Origin of the sequence: Pseudomonas sp. NPDC089996 (assembly GCF_044748405.1) — a bacterium.
GTDB lineage: Bacteria > Pseudomonadota > Gammaproteobacteria > Pseudomonadales > Pseudomonadaceae > Aquipseudomonas.
The window spans coordinates 258,823-276,968 of the sequence record NZ_JBIVGA010000004.1; the positions used below are offsets into that span (position 1 = coordinate 258,823).

18 protein-coding genes are annotated in these 18,146 nt (G+C 62.1%); 11 read left to right on the forward strand and 7 right to left on the reverse strand.

Annotation, left to right across the window (positions count from 1 at the left end):
• Nucleotides 1-104 precede the first annotated feature (104 nt).
• The 11 genes from ubiE (at nt 105) to ACIPW4_RS09085 (ending at nt 9,131) form a co-directional block, all read left to right on the forward strand.
• Nucleotides 105-875: a bifunctional demethylmenaquinone methyltransferase/2-methoxy-6-polyprenyl-1,4-benzoquinol methylase UbiE gene (gene ubiE, locus ACIPW4_RS09035; RefSeq protein ID WP_085676671.1), complete on the forward strand. Its 771-nt coding sequence runs from the start codon at nt 105-107 to the stop codon at nt 873-875.
• Complete coding sequence (locus tag ACIPW4_RS09040) at nt 875-1,498, forward strand: SCP2 domain-containing protein (RefSeq protein ID WP_400656850.1); 624 nt, start codon at nt 875-877, stop codon at nt 1,496-1,498. The genes ubiE and ACIPW4_RS09040 overlap by 1 nt, the downstream gene beginning before the upstream one ends.
• Nucleotides 1,495-3,117 (forward strand): ubiquinone biosynthesis regulatory protein kinase UbiB, encoded by a 1,623-nt coding sequence (gene ubiB / locus ACIPW4_RS09045; RefSeq protein WP_400656852.1) that lies wholly within the window; start codon nt 1,495-1,497, stop codon nt 3,115-3,117. The genes ACIPW4_RS09040 and ubiB overlap by 4 nt, the downstream gene beginning before the upstream one ends.
• Nucleotides 3,118-3,189: 72 nt before the next feature.
• Nucleotides 3,190-3,582: a phosphoribosyl-AMP cyclohydrolase gene (gene hisI / locus ACIPW4_RS09050; protein ID WP_400656855.1), complete on the forward strand. Its 393-nt coding sequence runs from the start codon at nt 3,190-3,192 to the stop codon at nt 3,580-3,582.
• A 1-nt stretch (nt 3,583) separates the two neighbouring features.
• Nucleotides 3,584-3,919, forward strand: coding sequence for a phosphoribosyl-ATP diphosphatase (locus ACIPW4_RS09055; RefSeq protein WP_013974545.1), 336 nt, complete (start codon nt 3,584-3,586; stop codon nt 3,917-3,919).
• Nucleotides 3,920-3,945: 26 nt separating this feature from the next.
• The gene (locus ACIPW4_RS09060) at nt 3,946-4,218 is read left to right on the forward strand and encodes a twin-arginine translocase TatA/TatE family subunit (RefSeq protein ID WP_400656857.1); all 273 of its coding nucleotides are present in this window, start codon (nt 3,946-3,948) and stop codon (nt 4,216-4,218) included.
• A 3-nt stretch (nt 4,219-4,221) separates the two neighbouring features.
• Nucleotides 4,222-4,596 (forward strand): Sec-independent protein translocase protein TatB, encoded by a 375-nt coding sequence (gene tatB, locus ACIPW4_RS09065; RefSeq protein WP_400656859.1) that lies wholly within the window; start codon nt 4,222-4,224, stop codon nt 4,594-4,596.
• Nucleotides 4,593-5,381 (forward strand): twin-arginine translocase subunit TatC, encoded by a 789-nt coding sequence (tatC, locus tag ACIPW4_RS09070; RefSeq protein ID WP_400656861.1) that lies wholly within the window; start codon nt 4,593-4,595, stop codon nt 5,379-5,381. Before tatB ends, tatC begins: the two co-directional genes overlap by 4 nt.
• Entirely contained in the window at nt 5,378-6,085 is a 708-nt protein-coding gene (locus tag ACIPW4_RS09075) for a 16S rRNA (uracil(1498)-N(3))-methyltransferase (protein ID WP_400656863.1), read from the forward strand. Before tatC ends, ACIPW4_RS09075 begins: the two co-directional genes overlap by 4 nt.
• Before the next feature lie 100 nt (nt 6,086-6,185).
• Nucleotides 6,186-7,751, forward strand: coding sequence for a methyl-accepting chemotaxis protein (locus tag ACIPW4_RS09080; RefSeq protein ID WP_400656865.1), 1,566 nt, complete (start codon nt 6,186-6,188; stop codon nt 7,749-7,751).
• Nucleotides 7,752-8,120: 369 nt separating this feature from the next.
• Nucleotides 8,121-9,131 (forward strand): RHS repeat-associated core domain-containing protein, encoded by a 1,011-nt coding sequence (locus tag ACIPW4_RS09085; protein ID WP_400656868.1) that lies wholly within the window; start codon nt 8,121-8,123, stop codon nt 9,129-9,131.
• Nucleotides 9,132-9,277: 146 nt separating this feature from the next.
• Here ACIPW4_RS09085 and ACIPW4_RS09090 read toward each other — a convergent pair whose 3' ends face one another.
• The 7 genes from ACIPW4_RS09090 to pip all read right to left on the reverse strand — a co-directional run bounded on the left by ACIPW4_RS09090 (nt 9,278) and on the right by pip (nt 18,050).
• The gene (locus tag ACIPW4_RS09090) at nt 9,278-10,012 is read right to left on the reverse strand and encodes an amino acid ABC transporter ATP-binding protein (protein WP_400657241.1); all 735 of its coding nucleotides are present in this window, start codon (nt 10,010-10,012) and stop codon (nt 9,278-9,280) included.
• Nucleotides 10,005-10,967: an amino acid ABC transporter permease gene (locus tag ACIPW4_RS09095; protein ID WP_400656870.1), complete on the reverse strand. Its 963-nt coding sequence runs from the start codon at nt 10,965-10,967 to the stop codon at nt 10,005-10,007. Before ACIPW4_RS09095 ends, ACIPW4_RS09090 begins: the two co-directional genes overlap by 8 nt.
• A 77-nt stretch (nt 10,968-11,044) precedes the next feature.
• Nucleotides 11,045-11,842, reverse strand: a complete 798-nt coding sequence (locus ACIPW4_RS09100) for a transporter substrate-binding domain-containing protein (RefSeq protein ID WP_400657243.1) — start codon at nt 11,840-11,842, stop codon at nt 11,045-11,047.
• 236 nt (nt 11,843-12,078) lie between these two features.
• The gene (mdoH, locus tag ACIPW4_RS09105; RefSeq protein WP_400656872.1) at nt 12,079-14,652 is read right to left on the reverse strand and encodes a glucans biosynthesis glucosyltransferase MdoH; all 2,574 of its coding nucleotides are present in this window, start codon (nt 14,650-14,652) and stop codon (nt 12,079-12,081) included.
• Nucleotides 14,645-16,381 carry a glucan biosynthesis protein gene (locus ACIPW4_RS09110; RefSeq protein ID WP_400656874.1) on the reverse strand — a complete coding sequence of 579 codons (1,737 nt, stop codon included), beginning with the start codon at nt 16,379-16,381 and terminating at the stop codon, nt 14,645-14,647. Before ACIPW4_RS09110 ends, mdoH begins: the two co-directional genes overlap by 8 nt.
• Before the next feature lie 263 nt (nt 16,382-16,644).
• Entirely contained in the window at nt 16,645-17,082 is a 438-nt protein-coding gene (gene dtd, locus ACIPW4_RS09115) for a D-aminoacyl-tRNA deacylase (RefSeq protein ID WP_400656877.1), read from the reverse strand.
• A complete protein-coding gene (gene pip, locus ACIPW4_RS09120) occupies nt 17,079-18,050 on the reverse strand; it encodes a prolyl aminopeptidase (RefSeq protein WP_400656879.1) in 972 nt (323 codons plus the stop codon). Before pip ends, dtd begins: the two co-directional genes overlap by 4 nt.
• Between the last annotated feature and the right edge of the window lie 96 nt (nt 18,051-18,146).

The window sequence follows — 18,146 nt, forward strand, 5'->3', positions numbered from 1 at the left end:
AGACATAATCTGCATTATGCCCGGCCCCGCCCCAAGGCACACCCCGCCAAGACAAATCCGCCCGTTCGCCCTAGAATGGCGGTAATTTTTTCCGGTGAAGCGATATGAACGACCAGCGCAAAGGCGACCACGCCGAACCCACCACCCATTTCGGCTACCAGGACGTGCCTGAAAGCCAGAAGGCGAAAAAAGTCGCCGAGGTGTTCCATTCGGTGGCCGCCAAGTACGACCTGATGAACGACGTGCTCTCCGGCGGCATGCACCGCCTGTGGAAGCGGTTCACCATCGAGCTGTCGGGCGTGCGCGCCGGCAACCGCGTGCTCGACATCGCGGGCGGTACCGGCGACCTGGCGGCGAAGTTCTCGCGCCTTGTCGGCCCGACCGGGCAAGTTGTGCTCGCCGACATCAACGATTCGATGCTCAAGGTCGGCCGTGACCGCCTGCTCGACCGTGGCGTGGCCGGCAACATCGAGTTCGTCCAGGCCGATGCCGAAAAGCTGCCGTTCCCCGACAACCACTTCGACTGCGTGACCATCGCCTTCGGCCTGCGCAACGTCACCCACAAGGACGAAGCCATCCGCTCGATGCTGCGCGTGCTCAAGCCCGGTGGCCGCCTGTTGATCCTGGAGTTCTCCAAACCGACCAACAAGCTGATGTCCAAGGCCTACGACGCCTACTCGTTCGCCTTCATGCCACTGGCCGGCAAGCTGATCACCAACGACTCGGAAAGCTACCGTTACCTGGCCGAGTCGATCCGCATGCACCCGGATCAGGAAACCCTGAAGAGCATGATGGTCGAGGCCGGTTTCGACCGCGTCACCTACCACAACATGACCAGCGGCATCGTTGCCGTGCACCGGGGAATCAAGCCCTGATGCTGCTGGCCGGGCTGCTCGCCAGTGTCGAACATGGCCTGAACCGCGTCCTGCGCATGGACAGCACGGCCTTGCCGCGGCTGGCCGCGCTGGAAGGCAAGGTCATCGAGATCGACTGCCGCCAACCGGCCCTGCAGGTGTTCATCCTGCCCGATGAAGAAGGCCTGATGCTTGCCGCGCACTGGGAGGGCGAGGTCGACTGCAGCCTGCGCGCCCCGGCTGGCAGCCTGGTGCAGCTGGCCGTGGCCAGGGACAAGACCGCCGTGCTGCACAGCCCGCAGGTCGAACTGCATGGCGACAGCGCCGTGCTGCTCGACCTGTTCGGCGTGCTGCAGGACCTGGAACTGGACTGGGAACACGAGTTGCAACGCTGGCTCGGCCCGGTCGCCACGGCAATGCTCGCCGGCCACATCCGCCTGCGCGCACGCTGGACCCGCCAGGGCCTGGCACGTTTCAGTCAGAACCTGTCCGAATACCTGGCCGAGGAATCGCGTACCCTGGTGGGCCAGCGCGAAGCCGAAGCCGCTTTCAGCGAGCTGGACGCCTTGAAGCTCGATACCGAACGCCTCGAGGCGCGCCTGCAGCGCCTCTCCCGATCCCTTGATACCAGCGATAACGCATGAAGCTGCTCGCCGTCCGCCGTCTTTTTCGCATCCAGCGTGTGGTGATCCGCTACCGTCTCGATGACCTGTTGTTCGAACAGCCCTTGCTGCCCTGGTGGCTGGCCAGCTTGCGCCTGCTGATGCCGTGGCGCTGGCTGCCGCGCAAGCCCTCCGAGCTGAGCCGCGGTGCGCGCCTGCGCCTGGCGCTGCAGGACCTGGGGCCGATCTTCATCAAGTTCGGCCAGCTGCTGTCCACGCGCCGCGATTTGCTGCCCAACGACATCGCCGATGAACTGATGCTGCTGCAGGACCGCGTGCCGCCGTTCGACCCCAAGCAGGCCGTGGCGCTGATCGAGGCGCAACTGGGCGCCCCGGTGGCCCAGCTGTTCAGCCGCTTCGACGTCGAACCCCTGGCCTCGGCCTCGGTGGCCCAGGTACATGCCGCTCGCCTCAAGACGGGCGAAGAGGTGGTGGTCAAAGTGGTTCGCCCGGGCCTGAAGCCGGTGATCGCCCAGGACCTGGCCTGGCTGTTCCTGATCGCCAAGGCCGCCGAACGCGCCTCGGCCGATGCCCGCCGCCTGCACCCGGTGGAAATCGTCGGCGACTACGAAAAGACCATCTACGACGAACTCGACCTGCTGCGCGAGGCGGCCAACGCCAGCCAGCTGCGGCGCAACTTCGAAGGCTCCGAGCTGATGTACGTGCCCCAGGTGTACTGGGACCTGTGCCGCCCCAAAGTGCTGGTGATGGAACGCATCTATGGCGTGCCGGTCACCGACATGGAAACCTTGGCCGACCAGCGCACCGACATGAAGATGCTGGCCGAGCGCGGCGTCGAGGTGTTCTTCACCCAGGTGTTCCGCGACAGCTTCTTCCACGCCGACATGCACCCGGGCAACATCTTCGTCAGCACGGTCAAACCGTGGAGCCCGCAGTACATCGCCATCGACTGCGGCATCGTCGGCAGCCTCACCGCCGAGGACCAGGACTACCTGGCGCGCAACCTGTTCGCCTTCTTCAAGCGTGATTACCGCCGCGTGGCGCAGTTGCACATCGACTCCGGCTGGGTACCGGCGCACACCAAGGTCAACGAGTTCGAAGCGGCGATCCGTACCGTGTGCGAGCCGATCTTCGAAAAACCGTTAAAGGATATTTCCTTCGGCCAGGTACTGATGCGTCTGTTCCAGACCGCTCGGCGCTTCAACATGGAAGTGCAGCCGCAGCTCGTACTGTTGCAGAAAACCCTGCTCAACATCGAAGGCCTGGGCCGTCAACTGTACCCCGACCTCGACCTCTGGAGCACCGCCCAACCCTACCTGGAACGCTGGATGCGCGACCGTTACAGCCCCAAGGCGGTGCTGGGCAATATCTACAGCCAGGCCGAGCAGTTGCCACACCTGGCCGGCATGACCCGCGACCTGCTCGAGCGTATGTCGCAACCGCACCTGCACGACCCACAATTGCCCGAGCGCCGCCGCCAAGGCGACCGCTGGCCGCTGCGCCTGCTTGGTGCCAGCCTGCTCGGCGGTGGCGCGGTGCTTGCAGCCAGTGCCGCAGAGACCGCCAGCCTCGCCGCCCCTGCCGCCTGGCCCGCATGGCTGATGCTGGCCGCCGGCCTTTACCTGATCGTGCGCCAATAGCCAGCCGCGCTGCTGGCTGGCACACTAGCGCAAAGGGCCCGGCACAGGAGCGGGCCCGCCTTGGAGTCGACGATGAAAGACTGGCTGGACGAGATCAAGTGGAACAGCGATGGCCTGGTACCGGCGATCGCCCAGGACCACAAGACCGGACGCGTGCTGATGATGGCCTGGATGAACCGCGAATCGCTGGCGTTGACCGCCGTCGAGCAACGTGCCATCTACTGGTCGCGTTCGCGTGGCAAGCTGTGGCGCAAGGGCGAAGAGTCCGGCCATGTGCAGAAGCTGCACGAAATGCGCCTGGACTGCGACGCCGACGTGATCATCCTGATGGTCGAGCAACTGGGCCATATCGCCTGCCATACCGGCCGCGAAAGCTGCTTCTATCGCGTCTTCGAGGACGGCCAGTGGAACCCCGTCGACCCGGTTCTGAAAGACCCGGATGCCATTTACAGCGCAGGACACTGACATGAGCGACACCCTCAACCGCCTGGCCGAAGTGCTCGAAGAGCGCAAACAAGCGGCGCCCGACAGCTCCTACGTGGCCAGCCTGTACCACAAGGGCCTGAACAAGATCCTCGAAAAGCTCGGCGAAGAGTCTGTCGAGACCATCATCGCGGCCAAAGACGCCGCCGTGAGCAAGGATTACAGTGATGTCATCTATGAAACCGCAGACTTGTGGTTCCATAGCCTGGTCATGCTCAGCGCACTGGGCCAGCATCCACAAGCCGTGCTCGACGAACTGGAGCGCCGTTTCGGGCTTTCCGGGCACGATGAAAAGGCCGCGCGTCAGCCTTCGGCCTGAGCGAAATAGAATTCTAGGAGAGCAACATGGGTATTTTTGACTGGAAACACTGGATCGTCCTGCTGGTGGTCGTGGTTCTGGTGTTCGGCACCAAGAAGCTGAAGAACTTCGGCGGCGACCTGGGCGAATCGATCAAGGGCTTCCGCAAGGCCATGAACGACGAAGAAACCAAGCCGGCCGAGCACACCCCGCCGCCCGCCCAGCCTGTACCGCCGGTGCAGAACACTGCGCAGCCGCAGCAAGGCCACACCATCGAGGGCCAGGCCCAGCCGGTCCAAGAGCCGCAGCGGAAAGACTGACCCATGTTCGGCATCAGCTTCAGCGAGTTGCTACTCGTCGGCCTGGTCGCCCTGCTGGTGCTCGGCCCCGAGCGCCTGCCTGGCGCCGCGCGAACCGCGGGGCTGTGGATAGGGCGGCTGAAACGCAGCTTCAATGCGATCAAGATGGAAGTCGAGCGCGAAATCGGTGCCGACGACATACGCCGCCAGCTGCATAACGAGCACATCCTGCAGATGGAAGAGGAAGCCAAGCGCATCCTCAACCCGCAGAAGCCGCCAGTACCGTCGCCAACCGCTACCGAGCCTGCCGTTGCGCCAACGGCAACGCCGATAGCGCCAGTAGCGCCGACGGCCACGCCGGAACCGACCGAACAGCCTCAACCGCCGCGAGCCCCATGAGCGAAAATCCGCAACACGACCAGCCAATGCCGCTGGTTTCGCACCTGACCGAACTGCGTACCCGCCTGTTGCGCTGCGTGGCGGTCATCTTCCTGATCTTTGCCGGGCTGTTCTCCTTCGCCCAGCAGATCTACACCTTGGTATCGGCGCCACTGCGCGACCACTTGCCGGCCAACGCGACGATGATCGCCACCGACGTGGCCTCGCCGTTTCTGACGCCGTTCAAGCTGACCATGATCGTCTCGCTGTTCCTGTCGATCCCGTTCATCCTCCAACAGATCTGGGGCTTCATCGCGCCAGGCCTGTACCGCCACGAAAAGCGCATCGCCATTCCATTGCTGGTGTCGAGCATCCTGCTGTTCTACGCCGGCATGGCCTTCGCGTACTTCCTGGTGTTCCCGCTGATGTTCAAGTTCTTCGCCGCCGCCACCCCGGCAGGCGTGGCGATGATGACCGACATCGCCAACTACCTCGACTTCGTCATGACGCTGTTCTTCGCCTTCGGTGTCGCTTTCGAGATCCCGGTTGCCGTGGTACTGCTGGTGTGGATCGGCGTGGTCGACGTGAAGTACCTGAAGAAGGTCCGCCCGTACGTGATCATCGGCTGCTTCGTGGTCGGCATGGTCCTCACCCCGCCCGACATTTTCTCGCAGACCCTGCTCGCGGTGCCGATGTGGCTGCTGTTCGAGATCGGCGTGCTGTGCGGCAGCCTGATACGCAAGCGCGGCCATGCCGACGACGAAGCCAACGACCCTAACGACCAGCCGCCAGCGACCCAGCCGTGAACCTGTTACTCCTCGAAGAGGCCGACTTCGTCGCGGCCGACCGCGTCGTCCTCGCTGATCGGCGCTTCATCCACATGCAGGATATTCACCGCGTCGCCGTGGGCGACACGCTGCGCGTGGGGCGCATCAACGGCTTGATGGGCAAGGCCACAGTGCTGCGCCTGGAACAGCACGAAGCCGAGCTGGAAGTGGCCTTCGACCAGCAACCACCGGCCAAGCTGCCACTGACCCTGGTGCTGGCCGTGCCGCGACCGAAGATGCTGCGCCGGCTGTTCCAGACCGTTGCCACCCTGGGTGTGCCTCGGCTGATCCTGGTCAACAGCTACAAGGTCGAGAAGAGCTTCTGGCAAACACCGTTTCTCAACCCTGAAACCATTCGCGAGCACCTGATTCTCGGCCTGGAGCAAGCCCGCGACACGGTATTGCCCGAGGTGATCATCGAAAAACGCTTCAAACCGTTCGTCGAAGACCGCCTGCCCGCCATCGCCAACGGCACCCTTGGCCTGGTCGGCCACCCCGGCCCCTACCCCGCCTGCCCTCGCGCCGTCGATGGTCCGGTAACCCTGGCCATCGGCCCGGAAGGCGGCTGGATCCCTTACGAAATCGATTTGCTTGGCAAGGCCGGCCTGGCTCCCGTGCAGCTGGGTGAGCGCATCCTGCGCGTGGAAACCGCTGTAACTGCCTTGCTCTCAAGGATTTTCTGACAATCGGGTCAGCTTTTTACTATCAAGTTTCCCCGGCGCAGGCCGATGGTGTTGGCAACACAACAACAATCTGTGCTGCCATGTTGCCGGGGAGTCGAACATGTACCAATGGTTTTCCCAATCGCTGGGGAATGTAAGCGTCAATCGCAAGTTGGGGCTGGGCTTCGGCCTGGTGTTGTTGCTGACCCTTGCCATCACCGTAACAGGCTGGCTTGGCATGGACAGCATCATCAACCGGGGTGACAAGCTCGGTAATATCTCGGTCATCCTCCAGCACACCCAGGACCTGCGGATCGCCCGCCAGCACTACGAGCGCAAGCCTGACCAGGCCTCATCGGGCGAGATCGAACAGGCGCTGGGCAATCTCGAGCGCCAGGTTCAGCTGATGCTCACGCTGATCGAGCAGCCTGCCGACCGCCAGCGCCTGGACCAGCAAATGGAAGCCGTACGCCAGTACCGCCGCGCGTTCAACGAGCTGCGCCAAGGCGCTGACAATACACAGACGCTGCAGCGCATGGCCGATCAAGGTACGGTGCTGCTTCAGACCAGCCAAGCCATGACCGCTTCACAAACGCAAGTGCGTGACGACGGCGCCCGCCAGGCCAAGGCAACGCTTGCCGGGGCTACGGTGCTGGCTTTGATACTGGGCCTGCTCGCGGCATGGGCCATTACCCGGCAGATCATCATCCCCCTGCGCCAGACCCTCGCCGCCGCCGAGCGTGTGGCCAACGGCGACCTGCGCCAGGACCTGCATGCGACCCGGCGCGATGAGCTTGGCCAGTTACAAGCCAGTATGCAGCGCATGACCCAGGCCCTGCGCGAGCTGATCGGTGGCATCGGCGATGGTGTAACCCAGATCGCCAGCGCTGCCGAAGAACTGTCGGCGGTGACCGAACAGACCAGCGCAGGGGTCAACAATCAAAAGGTCGAGACCGACCAGGTGGCGACTGCGATGAACGAAATGGCCGCCACCGTGCATGAAGTGGCGCGCAATGCCGAGCAGGCTTCCGAAGCTGCGGCAATGGCCGACCAGCAGGCGCGCGAGGGTGATCGTGTGGTCAGCGAGGCGGTCACGCAGATCGAGCGCCTGGCCAGCGAAGTGGTCAACTCCAGCGAGGCGATGAACCAGCTCAAGGCCGAAAGCGACAAGATTGGCAGCGTGCTCGATGTGATCAAATCGGTGGCCCAGCAGACCAATCTGTTGGCGCTCAATGCCGCCATCGAGGCCGCGCGAGCCGGTGAGGCCGGCCGCGGCTTTGCGGTGGTCGCGGACGAAGTACGCAGCCTGGCCCAGCGCACCCAGCAATCGACTGAAGAAATCGAAGAGCTGATCGCCGGCCTGCAAAGCGGTACACAGCGCGTGGCCAGCGTGATGGACGCCAGCCGTCAGCTGACCGACAGCAGCGTCGAGTTGACCCGCCGCGCCGGCAGCTCGCTGGAAACCATCACCCACACCGTTTCGTCGATTCAGGCCATGAACCAGCAGATCGCCACGGCGGCCGAGCAGCAGAGTGCCACGGCCGAAGAGATCAACCGCAGCGTGATGAATGTGCGGGATATTTCCGACCAGACCTCGGCGGCGAGTGAGGAGACGGCCAGTTCGAGCGTGGAGCTGGCCAGATTGGGCACCCATCTGCAAGGGCTGGTTGGGCGCTTCCGCCTTTGAGTCTCGGCGCAGCGAAGAACTCGGTCGGGGCCGAGTCTTCCAGCATCTGAGTGCGCAAGCGCAACGGTGATTCGTTGACATCGCAGGGCGTGTGAATTTTGCTTAGAGCGTGAGCCTATGCTAGTCAGATAAGCGCGTCAGTGCTGACAGGTGCTCGCCTTCGCCCTTTTTTGCACAGCCGCGATGGGTATTCATTAGCCTTCTGCACAATGCCGACCTTCTCCGACAACACCCAGACCTTGGCATCACGTTTGACGTGGGACTGCCTCTGAAGTCTTTATAGCGCGGAAGCCCTAGTAAAAATGCTAGTTGCACGTGAATGCGAAGCGAACAAGACTAAAGCTCCTACCGACCTGTTTGTTTATCGCCATGAAAAAAAACGATAGCTTCAGAAAAATTTTTTACCAAAACCGAACCCCCACCACACTGGTAGGCAGCTCAGTGTCCACTTCCCTATTCAGAAGCTTTGTTAAGCTGCTAGCGTTTACGAGGACTGACAAGCCTCACATAACACTGATCGCAGGAGACCAAAACAATTCCGTATTGTTCACTAGTACAGATAAACAGCGGCAAGCGCTAGCTTATTCTCCCTACGGTTATAGCTTGCCCGCTGCAGATTGCCCTGTCGGATTCAATGGAGAATTAATAGACCGTGCACTGAGCGCCTATTCCCTGGGACAGGGATTCCGATATTATCTTCAAAACTGTGGGCGTTTCAATTCGCCCGACACGATTTCACCCTTTTGCATTCTGAATGGTTACGCCTATTGTGGAGGTGACCCAATAAATTCTATCGACCCAAGCGGCCATATGCCATTAAGACTGGATCCACTCATCGGTTATAAAGGTCAACCGGTCGTTGTAAAAAAACAACTCAAACTTATAGAGCAAACAAGATCAATCGAGCAGCTTTCACCCAGCCTCCGTTCCGCTCCAAGAACAAAAATACAGGCTGAAATGATTGACAAATCCGCATCGGAAATGTACGACAAGATTATAAAAGCAAAAGTCGATTTAAAACTACATGACAACAAAATAAAGCGTGCAAGAGCGAATTACAATAAAGCACGATACGATTTACATTATGCAAACGGCGATTCTAGAGGATGGAAATATGAGAAAGACCTCAATTGGGATAGAAAATACTATAAGTCCGAACTTCTAAGCCTTGAATCCTCACGAGAGGATAAAAGACTCATCAAAAAGACAAAGATATCAGAAGCCATAAATACCCACAATAAACTTGCCGAGGAATTGGGGTTTGACCTCTTTAATAGAGATAAGATGTACCCCTATGAATACCTGAAGGACTTAAGAGGTAAACTTGATCATCGCGAAAGGACCTACAGCGAACGAACCATTCTTCCCTTTCGCTATTGACCCACAAGTATTTTTCGACACATAAACAACCAGCTGATCACCCATTTAACAAAGCCAGACGAGAATAAGTACTAATCAGCCCCAGCGCAGTCTGCAATTCCAGCTTTCTGGCAATGGGGCTTTAACAAATATAAGCAGACGCGCGGTTAAAGCACCTGCCGCAAGAAAGCCTGCGCACGCGGGTCTTTCGGCGCAGCAAAGAACTCGGCCGGTGCCGAATCCTCCAGCAGTTTACCGTGATCGAAAAACAGCACCCGGTCCGCCACTTCACGGGCAAAGCCCATTTCATGGGTGACACAAACCATGGTCATGCCTTCCTGGGCCAGGGTCTTCATCACGTCCAGCACCTCGCCGACCATTTCCGGGTCCAGCGCCGAAGTCGGTTCGTCGAACAGCATCACCTTCGGGTCCATCGCCAGCGCACGGGCAATCGCCACCCGCTGTTGCTGACCACCGGAAAGCCGCGACGGGAATTCGTTGGCCTTCTGCGCGATGCCGACCTTCTCCAGCAACGCCCGGGCCTTGGCTTCACGCTCGGCCTTGTTGCGCTTGCGCACCACCTTTTGCGCCAGGCACAGGTTTTCCAGCACGGTCATGTGCGGGAACAGGTTGAAGTGCTGGAACACCATGCCGACTTCGCGGCGGTAGGCGTTGATGTCGGTCTTCGGGTCGGCCAGCTGCAGACCGTCGATGGCCACATGGCCTTCGTCGAAATGCTCCAGGCCGTTCAGGCAGCGCAGGAAGGTCGACTTGCCCGAACCCGACGGGCCGAGCACCACCACCACTTCGCCCTTGGCGACTTGCGTGGTGACGTTATCCACAGCCCGCACCACATGGCCGCGGGTGTCGAAGACTTTCAGCAGATCACGGACTTCAATCACTTTGCGCAAGCCTCCGCTCGAGCCGGCTGGCGATGTGCGACAGCGGCAGGTTGATCAGCAGGTACAGGCCGGCCACGCAGAACCAGATCTCGAAAGTCGAGAACGACGTGGTGATGGCCTCGCGGCCGCTCTTGGTCAGTTCGGTGATGGCGATCACCGACACCAGCGAGGTGTCCTTGACCAGGCTGATGAACTGCCCGGCCAGCGGTGGCAGCACGCGCTTGAACGCCTGCGGCAGGATCACGTGGCGCATCGACTGGCCGGCGTTCAGGCCCAGCGAGCGCGCAGCCTCGTTCTGCCCCTTGGCGATGGACTGCACGCCGGCACGGACGATTTCCGCCACATAGGCGCCGGTGAACAGCGCCAGTGCGGCCACGCCGGCGAACTCGCGGGACAGGTTGAGCACGGTACCGATGAAGAAGTAGAAAATGAAGATCTGCACCAGCAGCGGTGTGCCGCGCACCAGTTCGACGTAGACGGTCGACAGGTCGCGCAGGGTCGGGTTGTTCGACAACCGGCACAAACCGGCGAACAGGCCGATCACCAGGCCCAGCGCGCCGGACACCACCGAGATCCACAAGGTGGTCCACAGGCCCCAGGCCAGCGGGCCAGCCGCCCAGTGACGAGTCACGCCGACCTGGTCGCCTTCGGCGACGTCGTCGCCACGGCTCAGTTGCAGGCTGTCCTTGGCCACGTCGAGCACTTGCTCGTCGCCGTTTTCGTCCTTGAGCGTGACACGCGCGGTGTCACCGGAAACGACGATCTCCTGCACACTGCCGTTACCCGCGGCACGCTGCACGTCTTCGGCCTTGTAGGCGAAGTACTGCGGTACGCGGTTCCAGCGCCACTCGTAGGAAATCATCGAGGTGGCCATGTACAGGCTGAGCGCCAGGCCCACCAGGACCAGGGCGGTCAACCCGTGCCAGGGCCACTGGGCTTTCTTGTGTTTGATCACGTGGGGTACTTCCGTAAATGCGAACGCGCAGGGTTTGCCTGCGCGTCGGGGTCAAAGGCGGGCTTTTGGCCTGGGCCTTATTCCATTTCCTTCAGCCAGTCCTTGTTCTTGAACCACTTGTCGTGAATACGATCGTAGGTCCCGTCGTGCTTGATCTGGTGCAGGAAGTTGTTGATGAAGTTGATGCTGTCGTAGTCGCCTTTCTTCAGGCCGAAGGCCAGCGGCTCGTAGGTGAAGGGTTCTTCGAGGAACAGCAGCTTGCCGGCACCGGCCTTCTCGACGGCCACCACGTTGTACGGCGCGTCGTAGACGAAGGCGTCAGCCTTGCCGTTGACCACGTCCATCACCGCTTCCTGCTCGTTGTCGTAGCCGTGGTACTTGGCTTTGCTGATCAGCTTCTTGGCAACCATCTCGCCGGTGGTACCGAGCTTGGAGGTGAGGCGGTACTTCTCGTTGTTCAGGTCCTTGTACGACTTGATCTCGCCCGCCAGCTCCTTGCGGATCAGCAGGGTCTGGCCAACCACGATGAAGGGTTCGCTGAAGTTCAGGCGCAGGTTGCGTTCCTGGGTCAGGGTCATGCCGCTGCCGATGATGTCGAACTTGTCGGTCAGCAGGGCTGGGATGATGCCGTCATAGGCGGTGGAAACAGCTTCGAACTTGACGCCCATGGACTTGGCCATGGCTTTGAGGATATCGACTTCGAAGCCGATGATCTCGCCACGCTTGTTGGTCATCTGGAACGGCATGTAGGTGGGGTCCATGCCCACCCGCAGGGTGCCGCGCTTGACCGCGTCATCGATGGCGCCGGCCTGGGCCGCAGTTACTGCGACCAGGGCGGTGACACCGACCAGCAGTCGCGAAAGGTATTTCTTGATCATCACCAAGTCCCCTAGCAAAAAAGAAGCGAATCTTATTGTCTTGGCACGGCCGTACCGGCCGATGCGGATTATCGGAGAGGGATGCTAACGCATGGAGGGCCTGGGACCTAGAGCCGGGGGGGACTTTGTTGGCCAAAATCGGCCTGGGCCCTGAAAAGCTTCGCGGGCACGCCCGCTCCCACAGAGATCACCTTGGACCCTGTGGGAGCGGGCGTGCCCGCGAAGAGGCCTTATCAGGCGCCGACGAGTGCTGGCTGGCCTTCATTCTCCGGGTGCAGTGGCAGCAGCGGCGAATGCGGGTCGTTGTTGATCGAGGCACGCCACACATCGATCCAGGCCGCATTGTGCTCGGCCCATACCTGCTCGTGCAGGCGGCTCAAGGCTACCGGGTCGCTGAGCAAGGCCAGGCGGGTATTGAGGTCCAGCCCTTGCGGCCCGACTTCGATCGCCTTGGCCACACGCTCTGCACGCAGCGCTTCGATCGACGCGGATTGGCCGTGACGGGCCGTGGCCATGGCGCACGCCAGGGCATTCTGCCGTGGGTCGACCACCGCACGCACGAAGCCGTCATGCAGGGCATGCCAGCGGTTCTCGTGGGTGTACTGGTCGGTCGCCAGCAGCTCTTGCGGCGTGGCGTATTCCTCGGGGATGAGGAACAGCTTCTCGTCCTTGGCCGCCAGGCCCAGGCGCGTGCGGCTGGAGATGACCGATACCGGGATCGACAGCACCAGCGAGCCCACGATCGGCGCCAGCCACCACAGGAAGCTCGGGTTCAGCCACGCCACCAGCCCGGCCCAGGCAAAGCCCAGCAGGGTCTGCGGGCCATGACGGCGCAGCGCCTCGCTCCACGGGGTGGAGTCGTCGTCGCGCTGCGGCGAGTTCCAGGTCGCCGCCCAGCCGAGGAACGCGGCCAGCACGAAGCGGGTGTGGAAGATCATCCGCACCGGCGCCAGCAGCATGGAGAACAGCATCTCCATCAGCATCGACAGGGTGACCTTGATGCGCCCGCCGAACTCGACCGCGCCCTTGGCCCAGATCAGGATGACACTGAGCAGCTTGGGCAGGAACAGCAGCACGATGGTGGTGGAGAACAGCGCCACGGCCTTCTCCGGGTGCCACTGAGGCCATAGCGGGTAGAGCTGGTACGGTTCGATGAAGTACTGCGGCTCCATCAACGTGTTGGTTGCCAGCAATGCGGTCGACAGCACCAGGAACAGGAACCACAGCGGCGCCGACAGGTACGACATCACGCCGGTGAGGAACACCGCGCGGTGCACCGGGTGCATGCCCTTGACCAGGAACAGGCGGAAGTTCATCAGGTTGCCGTGGCACCAGCGGCGGTCGCGCTTGAGCTCGTCGAGCAGGTTCGGCGGCAGTTCTTCGTAGCTGCCCGGCAGGTCATAGGCGATCCACACACCCCAGCCGGCGCGACGCATCAGCGCGGCTTCGACGAAGTCGTGGGAGAGGATGGCCCCGGCGAACGCGCCCTTGCCCGGCAACGGCGCCAGGGCGCAGTGCTCGATGAACGGCTTCATGCGGATGATCGCGTTATGGCCCCAGTAGTGCGACTCGCCCAGCTGCCAGAAGTGCAGGCCGGCGGTGAACAGCGGGCCGTACACGCGGGTAGCGAACTGCTGCATGCGCGCATAGAGGGTGTCCATGCCCGAGGCTTTCGGCCCGGTCTGGATGATGCCGGCGTCCGGGTTGGCCTCCATCAGGCGCACCAGGCTGCTCAGGCACTCGCCGCTCATGACGCTGTCGGCGTCGAGCACGACCATGTACTTGTACTCGCCACCCCAGCGACGGCAGAAGTCGTCGAGGTTGCCACTCTTGCGTTTCACGCGGCGGCGCCGGCGGCGGTAGAAGATGCGGCCGAAGCCCTTGGTCTCGCGGCACACGTCCAGCCACGCCTGTTGCTCGGCCACGGCGATGTCGGTGTCGTTGGTGTCGCTGAGCACGAAGAAGTCGAAGCGGTCGAGGTTGCCACTGGCCGCCACCGACTCGAAAGTCGCCCGCAGGCCTGCGAACACGCGCGGCACGTCTTCGTTGCAGATGGGCATCACCAGCGCGGTACGCGCCTCGGGTGCAATCGGCTCGTTGCCAGCACTGCTGCCGGAAATCTTGTACTTGTCACGCCCGGTGAGCAGCTCGAGGAAGCCCATCAGCGCGGTCCAGAAACCTGCCGAAACCCAGCAGAAAAGGATACCGAACAGCACCAGGATCGACGTCTGCAAGGCATACGGCCAGACCTGCACCACGGTGTCCCACAGCGGCTGCCTGACGATTTCGTCCAGATCGACGAACGACCAGCCCTGGTACGGCAGGATGCCCTTCATGTACCAGCCGGCGACGATGGTCTGGCCGATCATCAGGGCGAGCAGGATGTAACGGCGGATCGAGCCGACCGTGCGCCAGCGCGCCGCCGGCAGCTCGCGCTTGGGTGGCTGCGGGGCGTTGGGGCGGCCGGTCATGCGCCGCCACATGCGGATCAGCACGTTGGTGCGCCACGGTTCGGGGACGACCTTGGTGCGCTTGATCGGCGGTGCGATCTTCAGGCACAGGCGGCCGCTGCCGTCGACACCGAGCATCTCGGCGTCTTCCAGCTCGGCGGCGCTGCCTACGGTGAGGCGCGGGCCGACCGAGGCCTGCACGGCCTCGGTGGTGTTGGCGGCCGGGTTGGCCGCCAGGCGTTGGTGCAGCTCACCGAACGAGGTGCAGCTGGCGAGTTCCGCGCGCTGCTCATCGCTCAGTGGGAGGTGGGCCAGGTATTCGCCAAGCGATTCCGGCCTTGCGCTTGAGTTACTCATCGGCAGGCAACTGATAGCTCCAGGTCTCGGTCAGCACCTTTTCAGTGGTGGCCGGGGTCCCGTTGGTGGGCGCCGCATCGGCGGCAGGTTGTTCGGCCTTGGCGGGTTCCGCCTTGGCGCTCTTCTCATGCTTGGCGTGCTTGGCTGCGGCCTTTTCCTGCTTGGTCTCGGCAACAGGCTTGGCCGGTTCGACCGGCACATCACGCACCAGCGCTGCGCGCATTTCGGTCGATTTGTTGGCTTCCTTGACCTTCAAGCGCAGGGTCAGGCGCCAGCCCTTGGTCTCCGGGTTATAGCGCAGATTGTTCTCGACCACCTCGGCGTTGTCGCCGACGCTGATCTGGCTGCGCACTGCGGCGTCTTCCGGCAGGGCCGCGAGCGCCGGGCCGGCAAAGTCGACCAGGAAGGCGACACTGCCGTCAGGCTGACGGATCAGGTTGGACTGCTTGACGTCGCCGGTGGAACGCAGGGTCTGCTTGACCGAGCCCAGGTCAGGGGCCTGGAACTGTGCCTCGTCGATGGTCCAGTGCAGGCGGTAGGCGTATTCGAACGGCTTGCCTGGCTCAGGCAGCTTCTCCGGGCTCCAGAAGGCAACGATGTTGTCGTTGGTTTCGTCGGCAGTCGGGATTTCCACCAGGTCGACGGTGCCCTTGCCCCAGTCCCCTTTCGGCTCGATCCAGGCGCTCGGGCGCTTCTGGTAGTTGTCGTCGAGGTCTTCGTAGTCACTGAAGGCGCGCTGGCGCTGCATCAGGCCGAAACCACGCGGGTTCTCGACGCTGAAGTTGCTCACGGCCAGGTGTTTCGGGTTGTTCAGCGGGCGCCAGATCCACTCGTCGTTGCCGGCATGGATCGACAGGCCTTCAGAGTCGTGCAACGCAGGGCGGTAGTTCAGCACCTTCGACGGCTGGTTGGGGCCGAACAGGAACATGCTGGTCAGCGGGGCGATGCCCAGGCGGCTGACCTGGTCACGCAGGAACACCCGCGACTGCACGTCGACCACGGTGTCACTGCCCGGGCGCAGGATCAGCTTGTACGCGCCGGTGGAACGCGGTGAATCCAGCAGGGCGTAGATCACCAGGTGCTTGTCGGCCGGCTTGGGCTTCTCGACCCAGAACTCGGTGAAGCGCGGGAATTCTTCACCCGACGGCAGCGCGGTGTCGATGGCCAGGCCACGGGCCGACAGGCCATACACATGGCCCTTGCCGACCACGCGGAAATAGCTGGCCCCCAGCAGGGTCATGATCTCGTCCTGCTTGTCGGCCTTGTTGATCGGGTAGAGCACGCGGAAACCGGCGTAACCGAGGTTCTTGACGGTTTCCGGGTCGTGCGGCACGTCACCGAACTCGAAGCGGCTCGGGTCGTACTTGATTTCCTCGACGTTGGTGGCGGTGACCTCGTTGATCTTCACCGGCGTGTCGAAGTGCATGCCCTGGTGGTAGAAGGACAGCTTGAATGGTGTCTTGTCCTTGGCCCACTCGGCCTTTTCCTGCAGGAAGTGGATCTTCTGGTAGTCCGCGAACTTCATGTCGCGGAAGGCAGCCGGCAGGTTGCTTTTCGGTGCTTCGTACTTCTGGCCGGCCAGATCCTTTGCCTTGGCTGCAACATCGTCAAGATTGAATGCCCACAGCTGGCCCGCGCTCATCAGGCCGACCAGTGCCACACTGGCCATCAGGGCCTTGCGCAGCCCGGTGCCGGGGATTCTTGATGCTTTTTGGGGACTAACAATCACGAGCAACCCTCGCCGAAAACAGATCATGAAACCAACGGCCAGCGACAAATGCCGGGTTGGCGAGCACTGTTCGGACCCCATGAGGGCGTAATGATTCCCCAAACAGGTCCATACAATGCTCGAGTCAGAGTGAAACGAACCTGCGAACGCAGGCTCACGCAGCGCGCGATTATCCAGCAGGTCGCGTTACAACGCATCAGGCTGGACCAACTATTTATCGTACAAAACCCCTTGTTTTCCTACAAACAAAGGGTTTTTTGACCTCATATTTGTAACAAGAATGTCACCGGGCCATCATTGACCAGGTGCACCTGCATGTCTGCACCGAAACGCCCGCTCGCCACCTTCGCATGCTGGCCTCGAGCGTTGTGCAAAAGATAGTCGAACAATTCGGCACCGAGCGCCGGAGGCGCTGCGGTCGAGAAGCCCGGACGCATGCCGCTGCGAGTATCCGCCGCCAAGGTGAACTGGGACACCAGCAGCAAACCGCCTTCAATGTCCTTGAGCGAAAGGTTCATCTTGCCCTGCTCGTCACTGAACACCCGGTAATTGAGCAGCTTGTGCAGCAGTTTGTCGGCATGTTCGCGCGTATCTTCAGGCTCGACCGCCACCAGCACCAGCAAGCCTTGATCGATGGCACCGACAACTTCCCCGCCGACCTCTACCCGTGCGCCGCGCACACGCTGCAGCAAGCCCCTCATGCTTCTTCCAGCGGCAAGTCGAGCAGACGGCGGGCCATCTGGTCGGCGGCGCGCACCAGGGCATCGGTAATGCCGGGTTCGGAGGCGGCATGGCCGGCGTCGCGGATCACTTTCAGCTCACTGTTCGGCCAGGCCTGGTGCAACGCCCAGGCGTTGTCCAGCGGGCAGATGACGTCATAGCGGCCATGCACGATCACCGCAGGCAGGTGAGCGATCTTCGGCATGTCGCGAATCAGCTGGTCCGGCTCCAGGAATGCATTGTTCATGAAATAGTGGCATTCGATACGGGCGATCGACAGCGCCCGCTGCGGCTCGGAGAAGCGGTCGACCACCAGCGGGTTGGGGCGCAGCGTGGCGGTGCGGCCTTCCCAGGTGGACCAGGCCTTGGCCGCGTGCATCTGGGCGATCTGGTCGTTGCCGGTCAGGCGCTTGTGGAAGGCCTTGACCAGGTCGCCGCGCTCTTCTGGCGGGATCGGCGCGACGTAATCCTGCCAGTAGTCCGGGAACATGCGGCTGGCGCCTGCCTGGTAGAACCACTCGATTTCCTGCGGGCGGCACAGGAAGATGCCACGCAGGATCAGGCCGTGCACGCGCTCCGGGTGGGTCTGGGCGTAGGCCAGAGCCAGAGTCGAGCCCCAGGAGCCGCCGAACAGCACCCATTTGTCGATCCCCAGGTGCTTGCGGATGCGCTCAAGGTCCTCGACCAGATGCCAGGTGGTGTTGCTCTCCAGGCTCGCGTGCGGCGTGGACCGGCCACAGCCGCGCTGGTCGAAAGTTATGATGCGGTACAGGTTAGGGTCGAAATAGCAACGGCTCTGGGCATCGCAACCCGCACCCGGGCCTCCGTGGATGAACACCACAGGCAGACCTTCCGGCGAGCCGCTTTCATCGACATACAGCACATGCGGCGCTTCCACGGCCAGATCGTGCCGGGCGTAGGGTTTGATCTGCGGGTAGAGGGTCTGCATCGCGCACTCCGTGTGAGGTTTGGTTCGGCCGTGGGCCATCATAAACCTGAATTGCGCTTTGAGCATGCCTGCGTTCGTGCGAACAACACATAAGTA